Genomic DNA, 23,461 nt, shown 5'->3' with positions numbered 1-23,461 from the left:
TCTTGTCTTTTCAATGGTTTCTCTTATTTCTTAATCGGATTCAGTTGAAAAAATAACGGGTAGACTTTACAATAGATAAAGAAAATACACTCCCTATGAACGACATACAGTCTAGATAGGATAGTTCGCTTGAAATGGAGGTTTATTTAAATGGCTAAATATACAATTGTAGATAAAGATACCTGTATCGCTTGTGGCGCCTGTGGTGCTGCAGCTCCAGATATTTACGATTATGATGATGAAGGCATTGCATTTGTCATTCTCGATGATAATGCTGGAACAACTGCGGTTCCGGAAGAATTAGAAGAAGATTTGATTGACGCTCACGAAGGTTGTCCAACTGAATCCATTAAAGTTGCAGATGAATCATTTGATGGAGATGCACTAAAGTACGAATAGAAAAAAAGGCTATCCCCTCTTGGGGAAGCCTTTTTTATTTTGTTTAAAGAGTTAATCCTTTTAAAGCAAGTGTGACGTTATTTGTCCATATTTCTGTAAATGATTGTGCAGGGAGAGGGTTCGTGCCTGTACCCACCTCAATTGTGAAGCCTGATTTACGGGTGTCCTTTATAAACCAATCCTTAAATCCTGCATCACTTTCAGCTGTGTGAATGGCTGAGTATGAGCTTGCTTGGCAAAGCTTATTCACCATTTCCTTACTTTCCGGTGGTTCGAGATTTCGGTATCCCCAGTATATAACCTGCCCCTGCGAGTGAAAGGCCAACACATAATCTGGTTTTATTTTTTTTACATATTGAAAAATAGCAATCGATTCTGGTTCTGATAAAGGATGAGGACCGCCATAATGTCGTGGCCAAGGCTTAGTCGGACTGCCTTGTGCCTCCTTTTCCCACCCTGGCCACTGATGATTTAAGTCGACTCCACGTATATTAGCAGACCAATGATTAAATCTAGACATTCCTTGATTGATCTCGACTATTTGCTTTTTATATGGGTGATCTTCATACACACCCTGCAAAACTAAATCAATTCCATCTGGATTAACCATTGGAACAATATGCAGTTGAATATTCTTAAAGATCTCTACGAGGGAATATCCATGCCAATGATCCGAAGTTACACATTTTTGAACACACTGAAGTAGAAAACGACTTAAAAATTTTGATGTATGCCATTCGTTTGCATGCCAACCACCTGAATAAAAACACTTTTTCTTTCCTGTTCCAATCGTCCACGCATAAATAGGCTGCCCCATGACAGAAAAACCGATGACAGACGCTTTAATACCTAATTGTTCAATGCTTAAGCGGTCTTCCTCAAGCTGCTGTAAACCAAACTCACATAATAAATCTTCTTCTTCGGTAAGTTTACTATTAGATGGTGCATGTTCTGGAAGCGTAATGTTTTGTCCAGGAACCACATAATCCAGTTCAAATCGAATCATTGGGTTATGCATGACTAAATCAATAGGACGAATACGGTGTTTATAGGCAATTAATGAAACAGTATCACCCTTACGTACTGTGTATGTTACCATTTACGTTCACTCCTTTTGTCTATATTTATTACGTTTATTCTAGACATTTGGTCTGTTGACAGCTACAGTTCGAGTGTGATAAGTTATCTTACAATTAGAACTTTTAATCATTCATATGAATAAAAACATTGAGGAAGAATGAAAAAAAGAATCTCTTTTTAGAGAGCTGACGGTTGGTGAAAGTCAGTAAGAGCCTTTTTGGATAGCCCTTCCGAGTTAATACATTGAACTTTTAGTAGGTGTATTCGGGTTAACCCGTTATCGTCTTTGGAGAAATTCTCCAGTAGAGTTGGACATTCATGTTCATATCATGAGGGTGGTACCGCGGACTTCCGCCCCTCACGACAAATTGTTGTGAGGGGCGGAGTTTTTTTGATAGTTTGACGCTTTCACAGCGCCGCGACAAAGCATTACAGTATCTTAAAGGGAGTGGACAAGAGAATGGAACAGCAAGTGGTAGCAGAGACAACAAATGAAAAGAATGCAACCGGTGTTTATCACATTTTAGTATCTGACTCAATGAGCAAAGAAGGCTTACAGCCCTTGCTCGAAAGCAATCTAGTTGAGTGTGTGCAGCAGAATGTAGACGAAGTGGATGACTTATCGAGATTTGACGCATTACTTGTTCGAAGCGCAACCACTGTTACTGAAGATTTGTTAGTGAAAATGCCTAACTTAAAAATAGTTGCAAGGCTGGTGTTGGAGTTGACAATATAGATCTTGACGCCGCAACTAAACACGGTGTTGTTGTTGTAAATGCTCCAGACGGTAACACGATTTCGACAGCAGAGCATACGTTTGCGATGATGAGTTCATTACTTAGAAACATCCCTCAGGCAAATGCATCAATTAAAGCTGGCCAGTGGAATCGTAGCAAATATCAAGGCTCTGAACTTCGTCTAAAAACATTAGGTATTATCGGCTTTGGACGAATTGGTACTCAAATTGCACAAAGAGCAAAAGCGTTTGAGATGAAACTTCTAGTGTTTGATCCATTTTTAACAAAAGACCGTGCTGAAAAGTTAGGTGTGGAACTTGGTTCTGTAGAAGACGTATTAGCTGTGGCTGATATTATTACTGTTCACACTCCGCTTACAAAAGAAACAAAAGGACTTTTAGGTATGGAAAATATAGCCAAAACTAAACCTGGTGTCTTTTTAATTAACTGTGCTCGCGGCGGTATCATCGATGAACAAGCACTAAAACACTATCTCGGAACTGGACATGTAGCTGGTGCTGCACTTGATGTATTTGTTGAAGAACCAGCAACGGATCGGGACCTTCTTGATTACGACAATGTTATAGCTACACCACATATCGCAGCTTCTACAAAAGAGGCTCAATTAAACGTAGCATCACAGGTTTCTGAAGAAGTGCTTCATTTTCTTCAAGGATCACCTGCAACAAATTCCATCAATTTACCTACTCTCTCAAAAGAAGTATATGAGAAAGTAAAACCATATTATCAATTAACAAAAAAAATGGGGAACATTCTTTCACAAGTTATGCGCACACCTGTTCAAGAGATCGATGTCCATTACAGTGGAAATGTTGCTGACTTTGAAACCACAATTACAACCCGGAGCTTAATGGCTGGTTTCCTTCAGCCAAGAGTAGACGCAGCAGTAAATGACGTCAATGCATCTTTAATTGCTAAAGAACGTGGCATCAGTTTTGGGGAAAAACACGTATCAGATTCATACGGATATGCGAACCTTATTCATGCTGTTGTGAAAGGAGAAGATCGTTCATTTTCCATTCAAGGAACATATGTTAAGGAATATGGAGCTAGAATTGTGAATATGAATGGATTTTCAGTTGACTTTGTTCCTGAAGGTCATATCCTTTATATCCAGCATAATGATAAACCAGGTGTAATCGGAAAAATGGGGCAACTCTTGGCAACACACGATGTCAACATTGCTACGATGCAAGTCGGAAGACAAGAAGAAGGCGGGCAAGCCATTATGCTAGTAACCGTCGATAAACTGGTTAACCAAGAAGTCATTGACGGTCTACTTCAAATTGATGAAATCCAATTTGCAGAAACAATTGAATGTTAATATAGGAGCCCGTGAAAAACGAAGTTACTGTTATAAATTAGACTCGTCTTATTACAATTGAGAGTATCATGATCTAAACAATCTCTATAAAACAAAAAGGCGAACGATCCTTCCTAAGGATTGTTCGCCTTTTTAATTTGTCTATGTTATCGAGTGTTCCTGTTCCGGCTTCTTCCCCTTGCCTGATGCGATCCAGCTTATAATTATGATTAAAACTAATACACTCCAAAATATGAGCTTCCATGGTGTAGACTCAGGAAAATGTTCTGGAAGGATTCCGAGGTCCGGATGACTTATTGTAAAAACTGCGAGTTTAACCCCGACCCAACCTACAATAATATAAGCACCCGTTTCCAAGTTTGGCCGTTTTTCAAGTAAGCTGACAAACTTACTCGCAGCAAATCTCATGATTACAATCCCAACAATTCCACCTAATAGCACCACAATAAACTGCCCGCCATCCATTTGGCCAATTGTAGGTAGCGCAGTCTCAGGTAAGGTCATTGCCAAAGCGACAGCTGCTAAAATAGAATCCACAGCAAATGCAAAATCGGCTAACTCTACTTTTAAAACAGTTTTCCAAAAGCTAGCTGGTGCTTTTACTGACTTTGCCGATTTTGTTTTGTGTAAAATAAATTTCCTCCAAATATAATGCAAGGACAAATATAGAAGATAGATTGCACCGATCGCCTGAATTTGCCAAACATCAATAAGGTACGAAATGAGGAATAACGACGCAAACCTGAAAACAAACGCACCCGCCAATCCGTAAAACAATGCTTTTTTGCGTTGTTCTTCAGGCAAATGCCTTATAACCATTGCTAATACAACAGCATTATCAGCCGCGAGTACCCCTTCAAGACCAATCAAAACTAATAGTACCCATGCGTATTCAAGTAAAACTGCGGTATCCATACTATGTGTACCCCCAACCAAACAATAGAACTTTTTTATTAGTCCTTTTGTTATTTGATTGGATTAGTTTGCGCTTCTTTAACGGGTCTATTCATTACCAGATATGGGTTAAGATTTGCTCAAGCTGTTGTTCTTTTTGTTGCGATAAATACTCGATTCCTTTTGCAGTTACACTCACCTTTTTTTCTTCAAAAGAAATAAAACCGTCAGTTAGTGCCACTCGTATATAGAATTCGTGCATTTGTTTAGCCGCGTGCTGATCTGCTTTTGTACGTAGCCGATAGCCAAATGCCCGGTAGTGAGCCTTCCAAAACCTCGGATGTAGCGTTGAGCTCCCCACAATTCTCAGGTTTGACTGTGAACCAATTTTTTTAAGCATAAAAACAAAGCCATCCACAATATCAACTTGCGCACTCGATAAATCCATTTGCTGATTAAACCACGAAAGTAGTTCAGCTTTTAAACGTTCATCTGTCATGGAACGAAAACCTTTCTTAAATCACAGTCTATATATACAGTTTATCATAAGAAAAAGCCAGTTGGCTCACTATTTGGCTATCCTGCGTCTCTAGTTCTTTGGCGTTTACCGTTTGTGCCCCCAAAAATAATACACCAATAAAAAAAGCCAATACAAGAGCTATACAAACTCTTCTTATATAATCAACCATGTAAGCCTCCCAATCCTTTGCGTTATGGAGTATGTGACAATACTTTTACGACTAGTTCACCTTGATTAACTTCTGTTCGTATCATAACTGGTTGCTCTAATGAGTTCTGGAAAACAAAATCAGGTCCTCCCCAAGAAACAGTTGCATCTCTTCCTGCTGGAACATAACCGACTTCTCTTGAATGTGTATATCTGTGCACAATATCTAAACCAGCTGCTTCAATTGCATTAAACAACGTTGATGAAGTTTGGCAAATGCCCCCACCAATTCCTAAAACAAATTCCTTGTTTACAATTTCTAATGCCTCTTCATATCCACGTTCTTTTGTCCGTTCCCCTACTACTTTATTAAATGAAAATTGATCACCTGGACCAAGTACATAATGATTGATTGCGTCTGCGGATTGTTGAATATTGTTCACCCGCCCGTTTACCGATGAATCAAAATATGTACGAAAGCTTGCTCGCTCAAACTCATCTATTCCGTTAAGCTGTTCCTTAGTGACTGTTGGTTCTGTTTCATAAATGGGTAATTGGAGCTTCTTGTTTCGAGGTGTAAGAGAATAAAGTTGGTTTATCAATTCATCTTCAGCCAAAATGACACGATTTTCTCCTTTGATCTCCTCACCTTTTTCATTGAAACTTGGATTCCTCATAGGTGTATCTATGTCGGCTGCTAACTCTGAAGCAAAGGCTGTAACCGTTTCTGAGTCTAATTCTGTGGACAGATCTGTTTCTGAAAAACCAAGGTCAGATAATTGAATAGTTTCCGTTTGTTGTTTGTGATCAATTAACTCCAGCTGATCCCATACGAGTCGCTCTTTAGTAGTTCGTTCATAATTTTCTCTTTTTGGTAGTGGTTTGCTGATTTGAGCAGGATCTGATTGACATGCGATTAATACACTAATCGACATGATCCATACCGTCATGAGCACATACGATTTATACATTTTATTTCTCCCCCTCAGCTATAGGTATGTTAGGGGGGAGAATTTAATGAGTGAAAGCTACTTATTCTTTTCTTCGTTAGAGAACGTAAATACATCTTTTCCACGAATATATTCAACATCTGTAGTTGATTCTAGATGATTTGCTACTCTAGCTATCGCAAAAAAATAATCGGATAATCGATTAAGATAACGTTGTACAGGCTCTGGTACTCCACCTTTATCTTCTTGTAGCTTTGACAGCATTCGCTCCGCTTTTCGAGTAATCGTTCTACAAACATGCAACGACGCCGCTGCCTTTGTGCCTCCAGGAAGGATAAATCGTTTAATTGGTGGTGTCATAGACATCCAGTGATCGATTCTAGTTTCTAACCACTCTGTCATCTCAGGCGTCACTTTATAATGTACGTCTTTTTTTGATTCGACAAAGGAAAGATCACTACCACAATCAAATAATTCATGCTGAATGGTTAGCAATTCATGATAAAGTTCTTGATCCTTTACTTCTGTCATCGCAAGCCCAGTATAGCTATTTAATTCATCCATTATTCCGATTACCTCAACTTGTATGTCATGTTTTGGTACTCTCCCACCAACAATTGACGTTGTTCCTGTATCGCCTTGTTTTGTGTAGATTTTCATCTTTATCACTCCTCATATTTTATAGGAAAAAAGGCTTTTTAACCTTATATCAGGTCAAAAAGCCTTATACTAAAAATCCTCTGGGTAGATTAATTCAGCCAGCTGCCACGCGCCTTCAACCAATCGTGGTCCAGGACGGCTCACAAGGTTTGGATCAATGTCAAATACACGATCCTTTTGAATAGCAGAAACACGCTGCCACGCCGGTTTTTCACTTATTGATTCAGCTCCACCATATGTGGAAATAATCACATCAGGATCATACGTCACTCCAATTTCTTCACTAATCTCAACCCAACCTGTTTGGTCCTCAGCAGCATTTGTCGCATGAGATACTCGCAATAATTCATCGATAAATGTTTCTTTACCAGCAACATAAATAGGCTGCGGGGAGATTTCTACCCACACGGAGTGTTGCTCATCCGAGTCTTTTTCTGTTATATCCTCTAGTTGTGCAAATGATGTAGTCATCTGCTCGATGATCTGTTCTGCTTCAGTCTGTCGATTAAGTAGCTCAGCAATTTCTTCAATTGATTCATATACTGCGTCAATTGTTTGTGCATCCTCAACAACAAAAACGGGATATCCTGCTTTTTCAAGCTGTTCAAATGCATGTTCTGCCTGAGTTGATCCAGATTCATGTGCGAGTATGATATCTGGTTCAAGCTCAATGATTTGCTCTACATCAAATTCCATGCCACCAATACTTTGAATATCCAAAACTTCTTCAGGATAATCATCAAATTCAGAGCGTCCCACCATTCGATCACCAGCTCCAAGTGCATAGACAATTTCAGTATTGCTTGGAATAAGGGATACAATTGATTGTGGTTCTTGCTCAATGACAACGTTTCGCTCATTAGCATCTGTTCGTTCTATTGGATAACTTGTTTCGTGTTCAGATATAGTAGCATCTGTACTCTGATCATTATTACTTTCTTGTTCAGGCATATCCTGGCAGCCTGAAATCATTAAAACACTACAGATAACAACAAGTGCATTGATAAAAATCTTTCTTTTCAATCTAACCCAAACCTCCACCTGTTACGTATGAAACAATATTTTTCTTTAATTTTCGCTAGGAAAGACTGATTTTCGTGGCAGAACAATCGAAAACGTTGTGCCTTTGTTCATTCTACTATGAACAGATAGCTCTCCTTTGTGTGCTTCGATGATATTTTTAGCAATAGCTAAGCCAAGTCCTGTGCCAGAACGTCCTCTTGTGCGGGCTTTATCCCCTTTATAAAAACGTTCAAAAACAAAGGGTAGATCCTCTTCTTTTATTCCACTGCCCGTATCCGTCACATCCATCTCGACAGAATCTGCATGTAAACGAACGTTTAGAGCGACCGTACCACCTTGTTCCGTATGCCTAATCGCATTGTGGAGAAGGTTAGTAAGTACTTGTTCCATACGATCGACATCTATAAATAATTCAGGATTTGCTCCAACTGTATTTGTTGATAACGTTAACCCGTCATCCTTTGCATATCCATGGAATTTACGAATCACACGTCCACAAAAATCTTCAATGTTAACATTTGATTTGTTTAGTTCTGTGTGCCCTGCTTCCATCCGCGCTAAATCAAGTAGTTCATTTACTAATCTGCCCATACGAAGTGATTCATCATAGATAATTTTAGCAATCTCTTTTTGATCTTCTTCTGTCCCAGCAACATCGTCTACGATTGCTTCACTATAACCCTGTAACAGGGAGATCGGTGTACGCAGTTCATGAGAAACATTTGCGATGAAATCTTTTCTAAGCTTGTCGTGTAGCCGTTCTTCAGTCATATCGCGGATAACCGCAACCGTACCTCTAACATCCTCTTGATCATATAGAGGTGCCATCAGAATAGCCCAACTTCTACCTTGTACAACGATTTCAATCAGCTCTTCATGTTCTTCTTCCACAACTTTAAGAAAGAGTTCATTCATTTCTTGAGGAAGATTGCCCGCCTCGGTTGTGTTGAACTCCATCTCATAACGCCAATCTTCAAAGAAACGTTCAGCAGGAGGATTCATAACGACAACTTCGCCTTTACGGTTAAAGGTCATAACACCATCTGCCATACTGCTTAGAATCCTAGCAAGCTGTTCTTTTTCTTGATTCAGAGCGGCGATATTTCGGTTGAGCTCTCGTCTCATTCTGTTAAAGGCTATGGCAAGTTGTCCGATTTCATCATGTGTCAGAATCGGCACTTTTGTTTGGAAATTACCTTCTGCTACTTCTAATGCGGCCTGACGCATCTTGCGTAAAGGAGCTGTAACTCTTGACGATAAGAAAAAAGCAAAAATCGTCGTAAGGATAATGGCGATACCTGCAGACAAATAAACAAGCCTTCTTGTTTCGTTAGACGTTTGCTCAAAGGCAGATAACGTTTGATACATAAAAACACCGCCAGAACGATCAGCAAGGGGAACTCCAACAACCATAATCTCAGCATTATCAGAAGATGGCAACGAGAAATCACCTTCTTTAACGACCACTTCACCGTCTCGGAAAACTTTATTTAGATCTTCATCTTCACTAAAGATTGATGGTGGCAGCATTACTTCTAGGTGATTCTCAGAACCCCAAACCTTTTGTCCTTCTTCAAAAATAGCGATATTTGTATCAAAATTAGCCCCATAATTACTAATCATTTCCCTACCCTCAGGAACATCTCCTTGTTCCTCATAAATCGATGCAACCATTGCCGTGTGTTTTTGCAGCTGAGTTTCTGCTTCTTTTAAGTTAAACTGCTCTAGTGACTGAAGCAACAGAACCATTAAGATAGCCAGAACCGCGGATACCAGAAGTAAAATGGTAAACCAAAGCTTTCCAACTACACTTTGCCACAGCATTAGGCTCTCACTGCCTCGAATTTATAGCCTACACCCCACACGGTCGCAATCATAGCAGCCGTTTCTTCAGATACTCGATTTAATTTTTCTCTAAGCCTTTTAATATGCGTATCAACTGTACGTAGATCACCAAAAAACTCATAATTCCATACGTCTTTTAATAACTGCTCACGTGAAAACACCTTATCCGGTGATTGAGCCAAATAATACAATAACTCATACTCCTTAGGGGTTAAGCCAATATCTTGTCCATCAACGCTCACTCTATGTGCATCATTATCAATGGTTAATTGGTTAAAAACGAGTAAATCTTTTGTTTGTACATCGGTTTGCAAAAACTTAGTTGTTGATGATCTTCTAAGTAATGCTTTTACTCGTAGCACAACTTCTCTAGGACTAAAGGGTTTAACGATATAATCATCAGCACCCACTTCAAATCCTTGGACTCGATTTCCCTCTTCCCCTTTTGCTGTCAGCATCATAACTGGAGTTGCTTTTGTTTTGCGCAGTTCTTGACACATTTCAACGCCATCCATTTCAGGCATCATAACATCCAACAGAATGAGGTCATACTCCGATTCCAGAGCCATTTCTAACGCCTGCTGACCATTTACGGCTTCTTCAATAATATAATTCTCTCGTTCTAAGTACATGCGTAATAAACGTCTGATTCTTTCTTCATCATCTACTACTAATATATTGGCTTCATGTTGTTCCATAAGGCTTGGGCCTCCTTCAAGTACTTACAAGATCTATACCCTGTAGTGTACCATGTCTACGATATTTCAGTCACTTGATGTGGTCCTAAGCGTAAGAATGTAGACCAACTATCACCAAGTTTACAAAAACAAGGTTAAACATAATAATGGCAAATCCGATTACACATAGCCATGCTGATTTCTCTCCGTGCCATCCATTTGATAATCGTAAATGTAAATATACCGCATAAAATAAGAACGTAATTAATGCCCATACTTCTTTAGGGTCCCAACCCCAAAATCTCGTCCAGGCAATTTGCGCCCAAATCATCGCAAAAACAAGGCCACCTAATGCAAACACAGGGAAGCCAATGGCAATCGCACGATAGCTGACTTCATCAACTTGTTCAGGATTAACCGACTTTAATAACGGTTGGATCGCATGTCCAATTCGTTTACGCAATACAATGCGCAATAGGAAATAGACAACCGCTCCTGAAATAAACGACCAAATGACCGTATTTAAGTCATCACTTCGGATAGATGCCCACACATTAAATAAAGGATCCATTCGACCATCTGTTAGCAGCTGCCCTTCGTTTGGACCAACTAATGCAGGTAACGTATAAGTCATTTCTGCTTCTACATCTAGTTCATTTATGTAAGTAAAAATCGCTTCGTAATTAAACATTCTAAAAAGATAGCCAACACCAATATAACCAATTAAACTAGTAATCGCATACATAATCCATTCAAGTGCTGCTGTTTTTAATCCTGGTTTTGTATAGTCAATTGTGCGAATAAGATATACAAGTCCAGCAGCAAAACCAATGGCTAAGATGCCTTGACCAAGTGCAGTGGTAATGACGTGAATCTTTAACCAGTTACTTTGTAGAGCCGGAATAAGCGGTGCAACTTCTCTTGGAAACAACGAAGCATACGCAATTAAAAGCATCACGGTTGGCATTGTAAACATGCCAATGACATTATTTCTGTAGAGGCTAAATATTAAAATAAAGGCTAGTCCCATGGCAATACCAAGGAACGTCATATATTCAAACATATTACTTACGGGCGGGTGTCCCGCAACGGTCCAACGGATAACAAAGTATCCTAAAGAGCAAATGGATGCGAGAATACTAAAAATAAAGCCAAAACGTCCCCATTGATTCCCTTTCATTTCCCCTTGTTTGTTTCGCCATTTTTTCCCTGTTACAGCAACGGCAAATGCAATTGTCGATGCGAGATAAAGAAAAAAGGCGATCAGCATTAAAGTCCCACTTGTCGCCGCCATTATTAACCCTCCTGAGATTGGTTCTGCTCTGTTGATTTTTTCTCTGATTGATCAACTGGTTTTTGAAGGTCTGTTCCTTCTGTTACAAAGGACATCTCTCGCTGCAATGCAATCCAGCTTTTATTTGTATGACCAGCCATCCACCATTCATCCTCTACTTTTTGCAACCAAATTCGTCTGTGAGTCCAATAGGCTCCTTGTATCAGACCAATCATAAAAATAGAAGCACCAACGATTAAAAATGGAATGGTATAATCTTTTCGAACCGTTAAAATACTAACGTTTTTCATCACAACATCAACAAATGTCATCTTGTACTCGGTCTCACCAAGCGGCTCCCGATTATCTTGTATACCAACAAAACTCACTTCTCCTTCAGGTGTCTCAGGTGTGAACATCTTAAAGAAAAAATACGGGTTATCAGGCACTCGAGAGCGAGTAGCAGGCTGATTCTGATCATTCATAAAATAATCTGGAAAATAGCCCATTACTTCTACTCGATAACCGTCTTCAAGCTCATATACTTCTTCAGGGTCAAACAAATCCACATCCATTCGACCATATGTTTCACCTGACTCTTTATTTTCTAACGTAAAGGATAGTTCATTAAGTTCGTTTAATTTATATTGTGTTTGATATAAGGATAAACCTTCATAGGTTAATGGTTCATTCACTCGAATCTCATGTCTAGCTACTTCTTTTTTCTCTCCAGCTAGCCCGATAACGTTTGTTTCATCTGTTTCTAATAAAACGGCGTCAGTCTGAAAGGTTTTGACAACTGGATCGCCATTTCGTTCAAGTGCATCCTGAAAAGTTGGATCTGCCTCATCATAATATTCGACAAAGAATTGTTCATTGTGTAGGTATAATGTGGAATCGGTTGCAGGTACTTTTGCTTCTTCTCCCTCTCGTACCCACATCGTTTCATCTACATACATTCCCGGAAAATATCGCAGCATACAGCCAATAAGAAAAATAATTATGCCTACATGGTTTACATATGGTCCCCATCTAGCAAATCGATTTTTTTCGGCCAACAGGTTGCCATTTTCTTCTCTAATCTTGTAATGCTTTTTTGTTAGGTTTGCTTTAAACACTTGAATCATGTGGTCTTGCTCTGATGATTCGGCAGCAGTCTTTGAAAAGACCCGTTGTTTTTTTAAAAACATAGGATGTCTAGTAATACGTTGTTTTGATAATGATTTATACAACGGTACAACTCGATCTAGACTTGCGATAATTAATGAGATTCCAAGTGAAGCTAGCAGGAGCATGTACCACCATGAACCATATAAATTATGAAACCCTAAATCGTAATATAATTGTCCTAAAAATCCATATTCTTGTTTATAATAAACAGACGCATTCTGATCAGGTGGAATAAATACTTCCTGAGGAAACACACTACCTAAGGCTGAAGCCAAAAGAAGAATGACTAATATCCATATCCCGACTTTTACAGAAGAAAAAAACACCCAGATCTTATCTATAATTGTACGTCTATAGGTTATGGAGCGACGTGCTGCTCCTTCATATCGCATATTTAGTAATGACGCTTCTGCTTCCTGTTGTTCAAGAGGTTTCCCACATCTTTGGCAGATTAGCGTACCTTCAGAATTTGATTGTCCACATTCACAACGTACGTTTTCCATTTTCAACACCTCGCTTACTCTTCTGGCACAATGGATTCAAGAAATTCATCGATCATGGTTTCTGTCATTTCACCTTGATGAACCTTTGTAATCATACCGCTTTCATTTATGAGGATAGTGGTTGGAAGCGGACGAACTCCGTATGCACCGGTTACATCCATGCCTCTATCTAATAAAATTGGAAAACTAAGATCATAACGGTTCACAAATGTATTAACTGCAAGTGGTGCTTCATTTACATTAACAGCAAGTATTTCTACACCTTTATTGCTGTATTCTTGATACAGTGATTCCATATAAGGCATTTCTCTTTCACATGGTGCACAGTATGTACCCCAAAAATTAAGCATGACACCTTGTCCTTCATAGTCTGATAGCTGATGCTTGTCACCTGCTAGGTCCTCTAAAGAAAAATCAATCGTCGCGTTTCCAAGCTTGAGCAACACTATGATCCTTAAAATAGTTAAAATATAAAGTCAAGGCAACAGCCACAGCAATTGCTGTAAGTATAAGCGTTCTCATAATTAGCCGTTTTCTTTTCAAGGTGCTACCTCCTCTACCCTACATAACGCCAAGTATAATATCATCATATGATTAGATAAAACAGGCTAGATAACCAGCCTGTTTCTAGTATAACGTCACTACACGCGCCTGTACTTTTGGTTTTATGACGGTTTCGTGACAGCCAACTCGCGTAAATGTTTCACTTCAATTGGTTTAAGTGGTCTTACATCACCTGGGTTCATTCCCTTTAAAGTCAGGAAACTATATTCTTCACGCTTAAGCTTTCGTACTTGATGTCCTACTGCTTCAAACATACGACGAACTTGGCGATTACGCCCTTCATGAATGCTTAATCGAACAATGGCAGTGTTCTTTTTCTTATCAACTGTCATGAGTTTGACTTGAGCTGGAGCCGTTTTTCCATCTTCAAGCATGACACCTCGTTCAAGCTGTTTCAGGCTTTCTTTACTCGGGATACCTTCTACTTTTGCCACATAGACCTTATTAATGGTATGACGCGGGTGCATTAATAAGTTAGCGAATTCGCCGTCATTTGTTAGCAGGATTAGTCCTGATGTTTCATAGTCTAGTCGTCCAACAGGAAATACACGCTGTTCAACATGGAGAAAATCTGTAACAACTGTCCGATCTCGATCGTCACTGACACTTGAAATAACGCCACTTGGCTTGTACAACAAGAAATAAACAGGTTCCTCTTTATCAATTGGCACTCCATCAACTTCAATTTTGTCTCGATTTGCTTGTACTTTGACGCCCAGTTCAGTCACGGGTTTTCCGTTCACTGTCACCCGTCCTTGCAGGATTAATTCTTCTGCCTTGCGTCGTGATGCGATGCCTGCATGGGCTATCACTTTTTGTAACCGTTCCATTATCCTTCACCTCACGTACCATCATAACGCTGTGTACGTCAATAAACAAGATTTGTCGAAAAAAAAAGAGCCTCTTTTGGAGGACTCGGGGTGGTGAGGAAATGTAGGTAGAGCGTTATTGCTCCTGGGATGCAGGCAAGTCTCGTCAGGCGGGCGTGGAACTAACCGCCTGTGCCAGTGGATTTCCACCTGCCATCTCCTCCTGTTGGAGGCAGACCCAAATGACGACTATCCTTAATAAGGAACGTTCTCCGTTTGGTTGATCAGAACAGTAGCGGATGTTTCTCCTGGTGCGGTGCTCATGAGCTTATTTCTAGCTGACTTTTTCAGTGGCCACCTTTCTCACTGCGGTGTGTATGTCAGTTTTATCCATGAAATAATATCGTAATGATAACAATGGAGGCTATGATACCTACTGCATCGGCAAGTAGACCGACTTTTAAGGCGTCGCCCATTTTTTTGACTCCAACTGCTCCGAAGTAGACTGTCAAAATATAGAAAGTAGTGTCCGTACTACCTTGCATGGTGGCGGCTACGCGTCCGATAAAGGAATCGGGTCCGTGAGTAGCTATTAGATCACTCATTAATGCAAGGGCACCTGTTCCGGAAATGGGGCGTAAGAGAGCGAGTGGAACTACTTCTGCTGGTACACCAATGGCGTAAAAAAACGGTGATAAAGAACTCATAATAAAGTCTAATGCGCCAGAGGCACGAAAAACGGAGATGGCAACCATCATTCCAACTAAATAAGGGATAATGGATACGGCCATTCCGAAGCCTTCTTTGGCACCCTCTACAAACGTTTCATAAGTGGGTACTTTTTTGATCGTTCCATATACTAAAATGCCGCCAATTAAAAAAGGGATAAACCAGATCGACAGCTCGGTTAACCAATTCATATTCTTCTTTGCTTTCTTATTTGTCTAGCATAAAACAGCCGGTCAATGATAATCGCCCCCATAAACGCACAAGCAGAAGCCATAATTGTCGGACCCACTATATCTGTAGGAGAAGCAGAACCATAACTCATTCTGATCGAAATGACGGTTGTTGGAATAAACGTAATACATGCCGTATTCAAAGCGAGTAACGTTACCATCGACCTACTAGCTGAGTCGCGATTTTGATTAAGCTGCTTTAATTGTTCCATCGCTTTAATTCCCATTGGTGTAGCAGCATTACCTAACCCAAACATATTGGCGGTCACATTACTTAAAATGTATCCCATAGCAGGATGATTTGCCGGTACCTCAGGAAAGATTTTTGTAGCAATTGGACGCAACAACTTTGCAAATGAACCCAAAAGACCAGAGACCTCTGCAATTTTCATTAAGCCTAACCAAAATGCAAGTATACTAATTAAACCTAAACAAATGGCTACACCTTCTTTTGCCCCTGAAAATATAGCAGCGTTCACCTTGTCCATTGTTCCATTCCAAGCAGCAAATAAAAGACCAATCAGAAACATTGATACCCATATTTTATTAATCATTTTGAGAGACCCCCACTACAATGGAAATGACACCAAACAGTCTTTGCCAAAACGATTGCTTTTCTTGCTCTGTTGGCGGTTCGTAATATAAAGGAACGCTAGCAACTATTTTTTGATCAATTTTCACGGTAAGCTTCCCCACCGGTTCATCGATCTGTTCATCCATAACAGGTGGTTTCAGTAACGTGATGTCCTGATTTAGCTTATTCCATTCATTCTTTTGAATTGGATAAAAATAAGATTGCCTTGAGAAAACCCGGCCCTTATAATACTCATCCTCTACTTCAGAAATGGCCCCTTCCTTCACAACCTCTTGGAGTTTGACTTGATCAAAAGCCCAGTTAAATAAATTCATATGATCGTCCCAATCACTTGAAGCATCAAGTGTCACTACAATCAGATCCAGATCATTTTTACTAGCTGTGGAAACCAATGTACGATGCGCTAATTTGGTATACCCCGTTTTCCCACCAGTAGAATACTTATATAGTTGAGTAAGCAGCTTATTTTTGTTATGAAAGACTCGAATTTGCCCTTCTTTTGTCCGATAATCACTTGTTCCAGAGATCGTTTTAAATGTGTCATTCATCATGGCGTACTGTGTAAGTAGAGCCATATCATAGGCACTTGAACGATGATTTTCATGGTCATCTAAACCGTGGGGATTTTCGAATAGAGTATGATCCATTCCAATTTCTTCTGCTTTTTGATTCATTAATAAAACAAAACCGTCTAGACTGCCACCAACATGTTCAGCAATGGCCACAGCCGCATCGTTTCCACTGCGCATCATCAGTCCATAAACCAAATCATCTAACCGAACTTTTTCCCAGCTTGAAGATATAAGGACGATCCTTCTGTACCAAAAGCTTGGTCCGAAACCGTTACTGTTTCATTTAATTGGCCGGATTCAATGGCTAATATGGCCGTCATGATTTTGGTTATACTTGCTATACGCATCGGTTCATGTTCATTTTTCCCATACAGAATTCTGCCAGTAGATTGTTCCATTAGGACAGCTGCCTGTGCTGAAACGCCAATATTCGGTTGGGCATAACTGACCTGAGATGTGAAAATCCCGCCAATAAGTACTACACAGACCAGCAGTTGAATTAATTTCCTGATCATCTATCTCCTCGCCTCGTTCCTGTTTTGCAGGATTGTCCCCTGACTTCTTATCACCATATCTATGCAGGACAACCTTTTTTATGACGAAGCGAGTGCTCAATTGTTTAGAGTAAGTGCTTATTGTTTAGACTAGCTAGTAAAAAAGGGAGAGTTACCAAAAATGTTAGAGGAACTAAAGAATTTAGCTCTAATACTCGGGAGAATTGTAACCATTTTCCCATTACTGCTCGCTATGACGATGTATATGGGAAAACGGTCAATAGGTGAACTACCCATTTTTGATTTCCTCATTATTATTTCACTTGCTTCAGTTGTAGGTGCAGATATTGCAGATCCTAACGTGAAGCACCTTCCTACTGGATTTGCCATCATATGCATTTGCCTATTCCAAGTTCTTGTTTCAAGGCTCGCTATCAGCAACAGAAAATTCGGAAAATGGATTACATTTGAACCAACCGTTGTGATCAGAAACGGTGAAATATTAGTTAAAAACTTAAAAAGCATCCGTTATTCTCTTGATAACATCTTAGAAATGTTGCGAGAAAAAGATGTATTCGATATTAATGATGTTCATCTTGGAATTATTGAAGCTAGTGGTGAACTAAGCTTATATAAAAAAGCGTCAAAACAAACACCAGCTATGGAGGATTTAGGACTCATTAAAAAGACAGGTGGACTATCATACCCAGTCATCATAGAGGGAGTTATTCAAGAGGAGATTTTAAAAAGCATACAGCTAAATCGAAAAACCCTCCTAGATAAACTTAGCCAGAAGGGTATACAGTCCTATACTTCTATTTTCTTGTGTACAATCAATTCAGCTTGCGATTTGCACCTTGCCTATAATACAGAGGATCGGCGCTATGAATCGATCCAACATTAACCTTTTGGTTTAAAAACAAGGGAAGCTAAAAAACCAAATATAATGGCCGCTGAAATACCTGCACTTGTGACTTCAAATATTCCAGTCAACACACCAATAATACCATTTTGAGCTACTTCATTCATGGCTCCTGTTACTAATGAGTTCCCAAAGCTTGTAATAGGTACAGTTACACCTGCACCAGCAAAATCAATTAAACGATCGTAAATACCAAATCCATTTAAGACTGCTCCACTCACAACTAACGCAGACATCGTATGGGCAGGAGTTAATCCACATACATCCATTAATAACTGACCAATCACACAGATTAAGCCTCCAACAAGAAAAGCCCAAAGAAAAATCATGCTCTCACCTCCGCAGCTTCGATAGAAACAGCATGGGCAATACATGGAATCGATTCTTTTTGCTGAAACGATAGAGGTGATAATAAGGCACCCGTCGCAATCACAAGAATTCGTTTCAGTTCTCCTCGTTTCATACGATTTAATAGATGTCCATATGTAACGACAGCTGAACATCCAGGTCCACTTGCTCCAGCAAGAACCGGCTGACCTTCTCGGTAGATCATAAGTCCACAATCTTTAAATTGATTCTCTTTTAACTGTATTCCTTTTTGCTCACATAATTCTTTAGCGATTGCTAGCCCAATCTCCCCTAGATCACCACTAACAATTAGATCATAATCTTCTGGACTCGTTTTCGTATCACGAAAGTGCGCCTCTAGTGTATCAACAGCAGCCGGAGCCATTGCCCCACCCATATTAAATGGATCAGAAAGTCCCATATCAACAATACGTCCAATGGTTGCTGAGGTAACACGAGGTCCATTTCCCTCATTAGACACTACGGCCGCACCTGCTGCTGTCACGGTCCATTGTGAGGTTGGTGGTTTCTGTCCACCATACTCAGTTGGATAACGGAACTGCTTTTCAGTTGCTGCATTATGACTCGAAGCGACGGCCACTACATGATTTGCACCTTTGGTATGAACCAAATAAGCAGCCATTGCCAAACCTTCCATCGATGTTGAGCATGCTCCAAACAAGCCAAGATAAGGAATCTTTAAGCTACGTCCCGCAAATGTTGATGGGGTAAGCTGATTGACTAGGTCCCCTGAAAGCATAAATTGGATTTGCTCTTTATTTAAGCCGCTCTTTTGGATCGCTGTCTCACACGCCTGTTCAATTAAAACCGTTTGCGCCTTTTCATATGAGCCTTGCCCCATCCACAAATTATCATGAGTCATATCAAATTCATCTGCTAAACGACCCTTCGCTTCAAACGGTCCACCAATCACACCTGTAGAGCGAATAATAGGCTTACTTTCAAATACCCAGCTCTGTTGACCAACTAGCATCTAGAGCCCTCCTTGAATGATCGTTTTTATGATTGCTACAAAAAAAGCAGCAACCGTTCCAAATACAATAACTGAACCTGCTAGCTTAAACATATTTCCGCCTACGCCCAATACATAACCTTCTGTACGGTGTTCGATTGCAGCAGAGGCAATCGAGTTAGCGAATCCAGTTACTGGTACCGCTGTTCCGGCCCCAGAAAACTGCGCAAAGCGATCATATACACCAAAGCCTGTAAGTAATGTAGAAATTAAAATTAAAACGGCAACAGTTGGATTTCCAGCTGTTTTTTCCGTGAAGTCAAAAAACGTATAGAAAAATATTGTAATAGCCTGACCAATGATACAAATAAAACCACCAACTAGAAACGCACGAATACAATTCATTAAGACGGGTCTTTTTTTCTCATGTTTTTTTGCTAATTGCTGATACTGCTGCTGTTCTGGTGTCAGTTGCTTTTTTGAGCCCATTTGATTATCTATCCTTTCATATCTTCTTCAAGTTTCATTAATTTTTTCTTTAAATCTTCTGCTGTAATATCTCCGTTGTATAACTGCTCTTCAATCTTCTCTAACTCCATGTAGATTTTTTTATCCGTCGATACGTGAACCTTTGACTTAGGGAACTCATCCTTTACTCGTTTAAATGCGTCTTGCCTTATATGCTTCAACTTCATTCGGTCGAATTGCTTAACCTCTGGTGCCAAAAACAATAGATGAGTAAATTGAACACCCTTCACATCAATGACTTCTTCCATTTCAAGTACGATTTCTTTTGCTCTGTCTATTTCCGCTTGTCTCTCTACAGGTTCTATCTCTTCAAATGAGAGTGGTTTGACTTGATCCGCTCCCCCGCAACCAGATAATAAAAGTAAAACAACTACCATTATGGACATTGAACGACTCTTCATGACATCCACCCTTCGCCTTTTTATTGCTTCTATTGATTTACTTAGGATGAGATAGAACGACCATTTTTATTACAAATTCTCTTTTTTAATTCTTTGGATAGTGACTGTTTTTTTGCCAACACTAATAAACAGTCAGTATAAGAGAGGATTTGACTTAGGATGAACTCTACGTACGGATCACTTGCCATTGAACTAGTTGTAGGTTTTTTTGCATTATTACTACTAACTAAAATACTAGGCAAGAATCAATTGTCACAGCTCTCACCCTTTGACTTTGTATCAGCTTTAGTTGTTGGAGAATTGGTGGGGAACGCGATCTACGATGATGAAGTTGGATTAATGAGAGTTCTTTGTGCAATTGCTATTTGGGGAGCTCTAATTTATTTAATTGAACTACTTACACAAAAAATCCGAAGAACAAGATCAGTCCTTGAAGGTAGTCCATCAATCGTTATCTATAAAGGAAAAGTGAAATATGAGGAACTCAAAAAAAACAAGCTTGGACCTCAATCAACTCCAGCATTTACTTCGTGATAAAGGGGCTTTTTCATTAAAGGAAGTGGAACATGGGGTGCTTGAGACAGATGGAAAGATAACGATATTAAAAAAGCATGCCTATGATACTCCTACTAATCAGTCATTAAATATCAAACCGACTACTGTTCCCTTACCTTTGTTGCTTGTGTTGGACGGAGAAATATCACCTAAAAACATTGAGACTGTAGGTCTTAGCGAAAAGTGGTTGTTAGAGGAAATTACTAGACAAGGAACACCAGACCCAAAAGATATTTTATTTGCAGAATGGACTGAAGCTGATGGACTTTATATTCAGCTTCACTCAAAAATGCAGCAATCCTAAATCATGCAATGACACACTAAAAGCTAATGATTTTATTTTCGATGAAAGTAAGGTAGTATAAAGAGAAGATAGCTTACAAATCTCGTCACCATTTGAAATCAACCAGGAGGAATGTGCGTATGGTCAGAAGTATATTAAATAATGTTTATTCACTTGGTTTAGGTGCTGCCGTTGCAAGCAAGGAACAAATTGAAAAAGCGGTAGACGACTTAGTCAAAAAAGGCGAGATCAAACGATCCGAATCCGAAAACCTAGTGGAGGACCTGATTGAAAAAGGTTCACAAACTCAGAAACAAATTGATGGGATCGTTCAAGAACGTGTAAAACAAGTTCTTGCATCAATGAACATCGCCACTAAGGAAGAGATTACTGCTCTTGAACGCAGAATCAGAGAACTAGAACAAGCAAATCAAAATAACTAACGAGACAGCATTATTATGCAAGCATCCTAAAGGCGGTTCTTACTATAGATCCGCCGCTTTGCGTTTCTGTCTGTTTAGTTTGGCGGTTGGAGGTGACCTTACATGATTAAAAAACGAATACGCTACATTCAGCGATATCAAGATATACTTACAGCTCTCTTTCACTATGGGTTTGGCCATTTAGTTCGTGACCTTGGTTTATTGGATTTTGTTCGTACACCTAAAAAAAAGAAAGATCCAAACTATTACCGCTCCACAGCTGAGAGATTGCGCTTACTTTTGGAGGAGCTTGGGCCAACATTCATCAAGTTAGGTCAAGTGGCAAGTACTCGATCTGATATTTTCCCTGACTATTTAATCAATGAATTAAGCAGGCTGCAAGATCATGTCCCCCCTTTTCCGTTTAAAGAAGTAAAATCCATCATTGAAGAGGATCTACGTGCTCCTCTGCTTGATATTTTCAAACAGTTTGAAGAAGAGCCGATTGCAGCGGCTTCAATTGGTCAAGTACATAAAGCTGTGCTCCCCACTGGAGAAAAAGTAGTTGTAAAAGTAAGGCGTCCCCATATTGAAAAATTAGTACTAACCGATTTAGCTATCCTAGAAGATCTAATTGGACTAGCGGAAGAAAGATTAATCTGGGCAAAACGATTTAATCTTCTTGATGTATTTCACGAATTTGCCGAAGCGTTAAAATTGGAAATGAATTACCGAGAAGAGGCGCAAAATACGGAGCGAATCCTTCGTCAATCTGAGGATGATCAGTATGTAGAGGTACCTGAGATCTATAAAGACTTCTCAACAAAACGAATCATCACTATCGCGTTTGTAGAAGGTACAAAAATCACTTCAATAAAAGAAGAAGATGGATATAACCTTAGTCAAGTAGCCGAACATTTTGCTAAAGGTTTGTTCAGCAAATTTTTGTTCACGGGTTTTTCCATGGCGATCCACACCCAGGGAATATCTTTGTCAAAAGTGATGGCAAAATTGCGCTTATAGATTTTGGGATGGTGGGACGACTTTCGGTTGAGATGCGTCAAAATTTAGCATTACTAGTCATTGGTCTAAAAAGTCGACATACAGATAAAGTATTAAAGGCATTAAAAAATACAAACATTGTCCAAGATCATGTCAATCAAGAGTTACTCAGGGACGACCTTGATGCATTACGACTCAGGTATTATGATTTGCCCATCAGTGAGATTAGCCTTGGTGAAGCAGTTCAAGATTTATTTGCTGTTGCAAACAAACATCAATGTAAAGTCCCCTCCGACTTAACAATACTCGGGAAATCCTTATTATCTGTTGAACGGATTGTCTCAACGTTAGATCCTGATTTACGTATTATGGACTTGATTGAACCGTTTGGAAAAACATTGATCAAAGAACGGTACGATCCACGCAGATTAACGTCTCTTCTAAAAGATGAGGTTGTAGATTCTATTGATTTAATTAGGGACCTCCCTCGAGAACTAAGAGCGTTATCGAAATCTGTGCAGCACGGTAAAGTAAAAGTAGAAATTTCTGTCCCAGAAGTCGATCGATTAATAAACAAAATTGATAAAGTCAGCAATAAGGTTTCGTTTGCCATTGTATTAATGTCTTTTAGCATTATTATGGTAGGTATTATTGTTGGTGCTTCACTTACTAGCGAACCAACGATTTTATTACAGCTTCCAGCAATTGAGATTGGATTTGTCATTGCTATTCTAATGTTTATTTGGATTATTTTCTCCATTATTCGCTCGGGACGATTCTAGCTTGCACTCAAAAATTCGAATATGGCAGG

The 23,461-nt window shown here is 39.5% G+C and carries 26 protein-coding genes, 3 pseudogenes and 1 other annotated feature; of the genes and pseudogenes, 8 read left to right on the top strand and 21 right to left on the bottom strand.

Features of this window, described 5'->3' with window-relative positions; all coding sequences use genetic code 11:
* Positions 1-150: 150 nt before the first annotated feature.
* Complete coding sequence (locus NDM98_RS01355; protein WP_251603712.1) at positions 151-399, top strand: ferredoxin; 249 nt, start codon at positions 151-153, stop codon at positions 397-399.
* Positions 400-442: 43 nt separating this feature from the next.
* On the opposite strand, the gene NDM98_RS01350 is transcribed toward NDM98_RS01355, so the two are convergent.
* A complete protein-coding gene (locus tag NDM98_RS01350) occupies positions 443-1,498 on the bottom strand; it encodes a M14 family metallopeptidase (RefSeq protein WP_251603709.1) in 1,056 nt (351 codons plus the stop codon).
* A 119-nt stretch (positions 1,499-1,617) separates the two neighbouring features.
* Positions 1,618-1,841, top strand: a binding site (T-box leader).
* A gap of 98 nt (positions 1,842-1,939) precedes the next feature.
* Here NDM98_RS01350 and serA point away from each other — a divergent pair.
* Positions 1,940-3,561 (top strand): annotated as a pseudogene (gene serA / locus NDM98_RS01345) (phosphoglycerate dehydrogenase).
* Between the two features lie 141 nt (positions 3,562-3,702).
* Here serA and NDM98_RS01340 read toward each other — a convergent pair.
* From NDM98_RS01340 to NDM98_RS01270, 16 genes and pseudogenes are all read right to left on the bottom strand, one after another.
* A complete protein-coding gene (locus tag NDM98_RS01340) occupies positions 3,703-4,476 on the bottom strand; it encodes a MeeY/MeeF family manganese export membrane protein (protein ID WP_251603706.1) in 774 nt (257 codons plus the stop codon).
* A 94-nt stretch (positions 4,477-4,570) separates the two neighbouring features.
* Entirely contained in the window at positions 4,571-4,954 is a 384-nt protein-coding gene (locus tag NDM98_RS01335; protein WP_251603703.1) for a hypothetical protein, read from the bottom strand.
* 28 nt (positions 4,955-4,982) lie between these two features.
* The gene (locus NDM98_RS01330; protein WP_251603700.1) at positions 4,983-5,144 is read right to left on the bottom strand and encodes a hypothetical protein; all 162 of its coding nucleotides are present in this window, start codon (positions 5,142-5,144) and stop codon (positions 4,983-4,985) included.
* A 22-nt stretch (positions 5,145-5,166) separates the two neighbouring features.
* Positions 5,167-6,093: a VanW family protein gene (locus NDM98_RS01325; protein ID WP_251603697.1), complete on the bottom strand. Its 927-nt coding sequence runs from the start codon at positions 6,091-6,093 to the stop codon at positions 5,167-5,169.
* A 57-nt stretch (positions 6,094-6,150) separates the two neighbouring features.
* A complete protein-coding gene (locus tag NDM98_RS01320) occupies positions 6,151-6,732 on the bottom strand; it encodes a cob(I)yrinic acid a,c-diamide adenosyltransferase (protein WP_251603694.1) in 582 nt (193 codons plus the stop codon).
* A gap of 69 nt (positions 6,733-6,801) precedes the next feature.
* Complete coding sequence (locus NDM98_RS01315; RefSeq protein WP_251603676.1) at positions 6,802-7,755, bottom strand: ABC transporter substrate-binding protein; 954 nt, start codon at positions 7,753-7,755, stop codon at positions 6,802-6,804.
* 45 nt (positions 7,756-7,800) lie between these two features.
* Positions 7,801-9,579 (bottom strand): ATP-binding protein, encoded by a 1,779-nt coding sequence (locus NDM98_RS01310; protein WP_251603673.1) that lies wholly within the window; start codon positions 9,577-9,579, stop codon positions 7,801-7,803.
* Positions 9,579-10,298: a response regulator transcription factor gene (locus NDM98_RS01305; RefSeq protein ID WP_251603670.1), complete on the bottom strand. Its 720-nt coding sequence runs from the start codon at positions 10,296-10,298 to the stop codon at positions 9,579-9,581. The genes NDM98_RS01310 and NDM98_RS01305 overlap by 1 nt, the downstream gene beginning before the upstream one ends.
* Positions 10,299-10,383: 85 nt before the next feature.
* The gene (gene ccsB, locus NDM98_RS01300; RefSeq protein WP_251603667.1) at positions 10,384-11,571 is read right to left on the bottom strand and encodes a c-type cytochrome biogenesis protein CcsB; all 1,188 of its coding nucleotides are present in this window, start codon (positions 11,569-11,571) and stop codon (positions 10,384-10,386) included.
* Positions 11,572-11,573: 2 nt separating this feature from the next.
* The gene (gene resB / locus NDM98_RS01295) at positions 11,574-13,223 is read right to left on the bottom strand and encodes a cytochrome c biogenesis protein ResB (RefSeq protein WP_251603664.1); all 1,650 of its coding nucleotides are present in this window, start codon (positions 13,221-13,223) and stop codon (positions 11,574-11,576) included.
* A gap of 14 nt (positions 13,224-13,237) precedes the next feature.
* Positions 13,238-13,666 (bottom strand): thiol-disulfide oxidoreductase ResA, encoded by a 429-nt coding sequence (gene resA, locus NDM98_RS01290; RefSeq protein ID WP_307728589.1) that lies wholly within the window; start codon positions 13,664-13,666, stop codon positions 13,238-13,240.
* The gene (locus tag NDM98_RS23735; protein ID WP_307728588.1) at positions 13,638-13,766 is read right to left on the bottom strand and encodes a thioredoxin domain-containing protein; all 129 of its coding nucleotides are present in this window, start codon (positions 13,764-13,766) and stop codon (positions 13,638-13,640) included. Before NDM98_RS23735 ends, resA begins: the two co-directional genes overlap by 29 nt.
* A 122-nt stretch (positions 13,767-13,888) precedes the next feature.
* Positions 13,889-14,617 carry a pseudouridine synthase gene (locus NDM98_RS01285; protein WP_251603662.1) on the bottom strand — a complete coding sequence of 243 codons (729 nt, stop codon included), beginning with the start codon at positions 14,615-14,617 and terminating at the stop codon, positions 13,889-13,891.
* Between the two features lie 365 nt (positions 14,618-14,982).
* Positions 14,983-15,516, bottom strand: coding sequence for a spore maturation protein (locus tag NDM98_RS01280; RefSeq protein WP_251603660.1), 534 nt, complete (start codon positions 15,514-15,516; stop codon positions 14,983-14,985).
* Complete coding sequence (locus NDM98_RS01275) at positions 15,513-16,109, bottom strand: nucleoside recognition domain-containing protein (RefSeq protein WP_251603657.1); 597 nt, start codon at positions 16,107-16,109, stop codon at positions 15,513-15,515. Before NDM98_RS01275 ends, NDM98_RS01280 begins: the two co-directional genes overlap by 4 nt.
* Positions 16,102-17,237: pseudogene (locus NDM98_RS01270) on the bottom strand (D-alanyl-D-alanine carboxypeptidase family protein). The gene NDM98_RS01275 and the pseudogene NDM98_RS01270 overlap by 8 nt, the downstream one beginning before the upstream one ends.
* 160 nt (positions 17,238-17,397) lie before the next feature.
* On the opposite strand from NDM98_RS01270, the gene NDM98_RS01265 reads away from it, so the two are divergent.
* Positions 17,398-18,120, top strand: coding sequence for a DUF421 domain-containing protein (locus NDM98_RS01265; protein ID WP_251603654.1), 723 nt, complete (start codon positions 17,398-17,400; stop codon positions 18,118-18,120).
* Here NDM98_RS01265 and spoVAE read toward each other — a convergent pair.
* From spoVAE to NDM98_RS01245, 4 genes are read right to left on the bottom strand one after another with little or no spacing between them, the layout of a single operon-like run.
* Positions 18,117-18,467 (bottom strand): stage V sporulation protein AE, encoded by a 351-nt coding sequence (spoVAE, locus tag NDM98_RS01260; protein WP_251603650.1) that lies wholly within the window; start codon positions 18,465-18,467, stop codon positions 18,117-18,119. The two genes, NDM98_RS01265 and spoVAE, sit on opposite strands and share 4 nt — an antisense overlap.
* A complete protein-coding gene (spoVAD, locus tag NDM98_RS01255; RefSeq protein ID WP_251603632.1) occupies positions 18,464-19,480 on the bottom strand; it encodes a stage V sporulation protein AD in 1,017 nt (338 codons plus the stop codon). Before spoVAD ends, spoVAE begins: the two co-directional genes overlap by 4 nt.
* Positions 19,481-19,948, bottom strand: coding sequence for a stage V sporulation protein AC (gene spoVAC / locus NDM98_RS01250; RefSeq protein WP_251603629.1), 468 nt, complete (start codon positions 19,946-19,948; stop codon positions 19,481-19,483).
* Positions 19,949-19,956: 8 nt separating this feature from the next.
* The gene (locus NDM98_RS01245; protein WP_251603613.1) at positions 19,957-20,388 is read right to left on the bottom strand and encodes a hypothetical protein; all 432 of its coding nucleotides are present in this window, start codon (positions 20,386-20,388) and stop codon (positions 19,957-19,959) included.
* A 159-nt stretch (positions 20,389-20,547) separates the two neighbouring features.
* On the opposite strand from NDM98_RS01245, the gene NDM98_RS23730 reads away from it, so the two are divergent.
* The 5 genes and pseudogenes from NDM98_RS23730 (at position 20,548) to NDM98_RS24865 (ending at position 23,432) form a co-directional block, all read left to right on the top strand.
* A complete protein-coding gene (locus NDM98_RS23730; RefSeq protein WP_307728587.1) occupies positions 20,548-20,922 on the top strand; it encodes a DUF421 domain-containing protein in 375 nt (124 codons plus the stop codon).
* Positions 20,864-21,247, top strand: a complete 384-nt coding sequence (locus NDM98_RS23725; RefSeq protein WP_307728586.1) for a DUF421 domain-containing protein — start codon at positions 20,864-20,866, stop codon at positions 21,245-21,247. Before NDM98_RS23730 ends, NDM98_RS23725 begins: the two co-directional genes overlap by 59 nt.
* Before the next feature lie 119 nt (positions 21,248-21,366).
* A complete protein-coding gene (locus NDM98_RS01235; protein ID WP_251603610.1) occupies positions 21,367-21,669 on the top strand; it encodes a phasin family protein in 303 nt (100 codons plus the stop codon).
* Positions 21,670-21,771: 102 nt separating this feature from the next.
* Positions 21,772-22,709, top strand: a pseudogene (locus NDM98_RS24870) (ABC1 kinase family protein); the annotation flags it as partial.
* Positions 22,704-23,432 (top strand): AarF/ABC1/UbiB kinase family protein, encoded by a 729-nt coding sequence (locus tag NDM98_RS24865; protein ID WP_506324399.1) that lies wholly within the window; start codon positions 22,704-22,706, stop codon positions 23,430-23,432. The pseudogene NDM98_RS24870 and the gene NDM98_RS24865, both read left to right, overlap by 6 nt.
* Positions 23,433-23,461 lie beyond the last annotated feature (29 nt).

Source organism: Alkalicoccobacillus plakortidis (assembly GCF_023703085.1).
Classification (GTDB): domain Bacteria; phylum Bacillota; class Bacilli; order Bacillales; family Bacillaceae_D; genus Alkalicoccobacillus; species Alkalicoccobacillus plakortidis.
The sequence above is the reverse complement of the archived record's forward strand: the minus strand, read 5'-3'. Positions and strand labels throughout refer to the sequence as shown.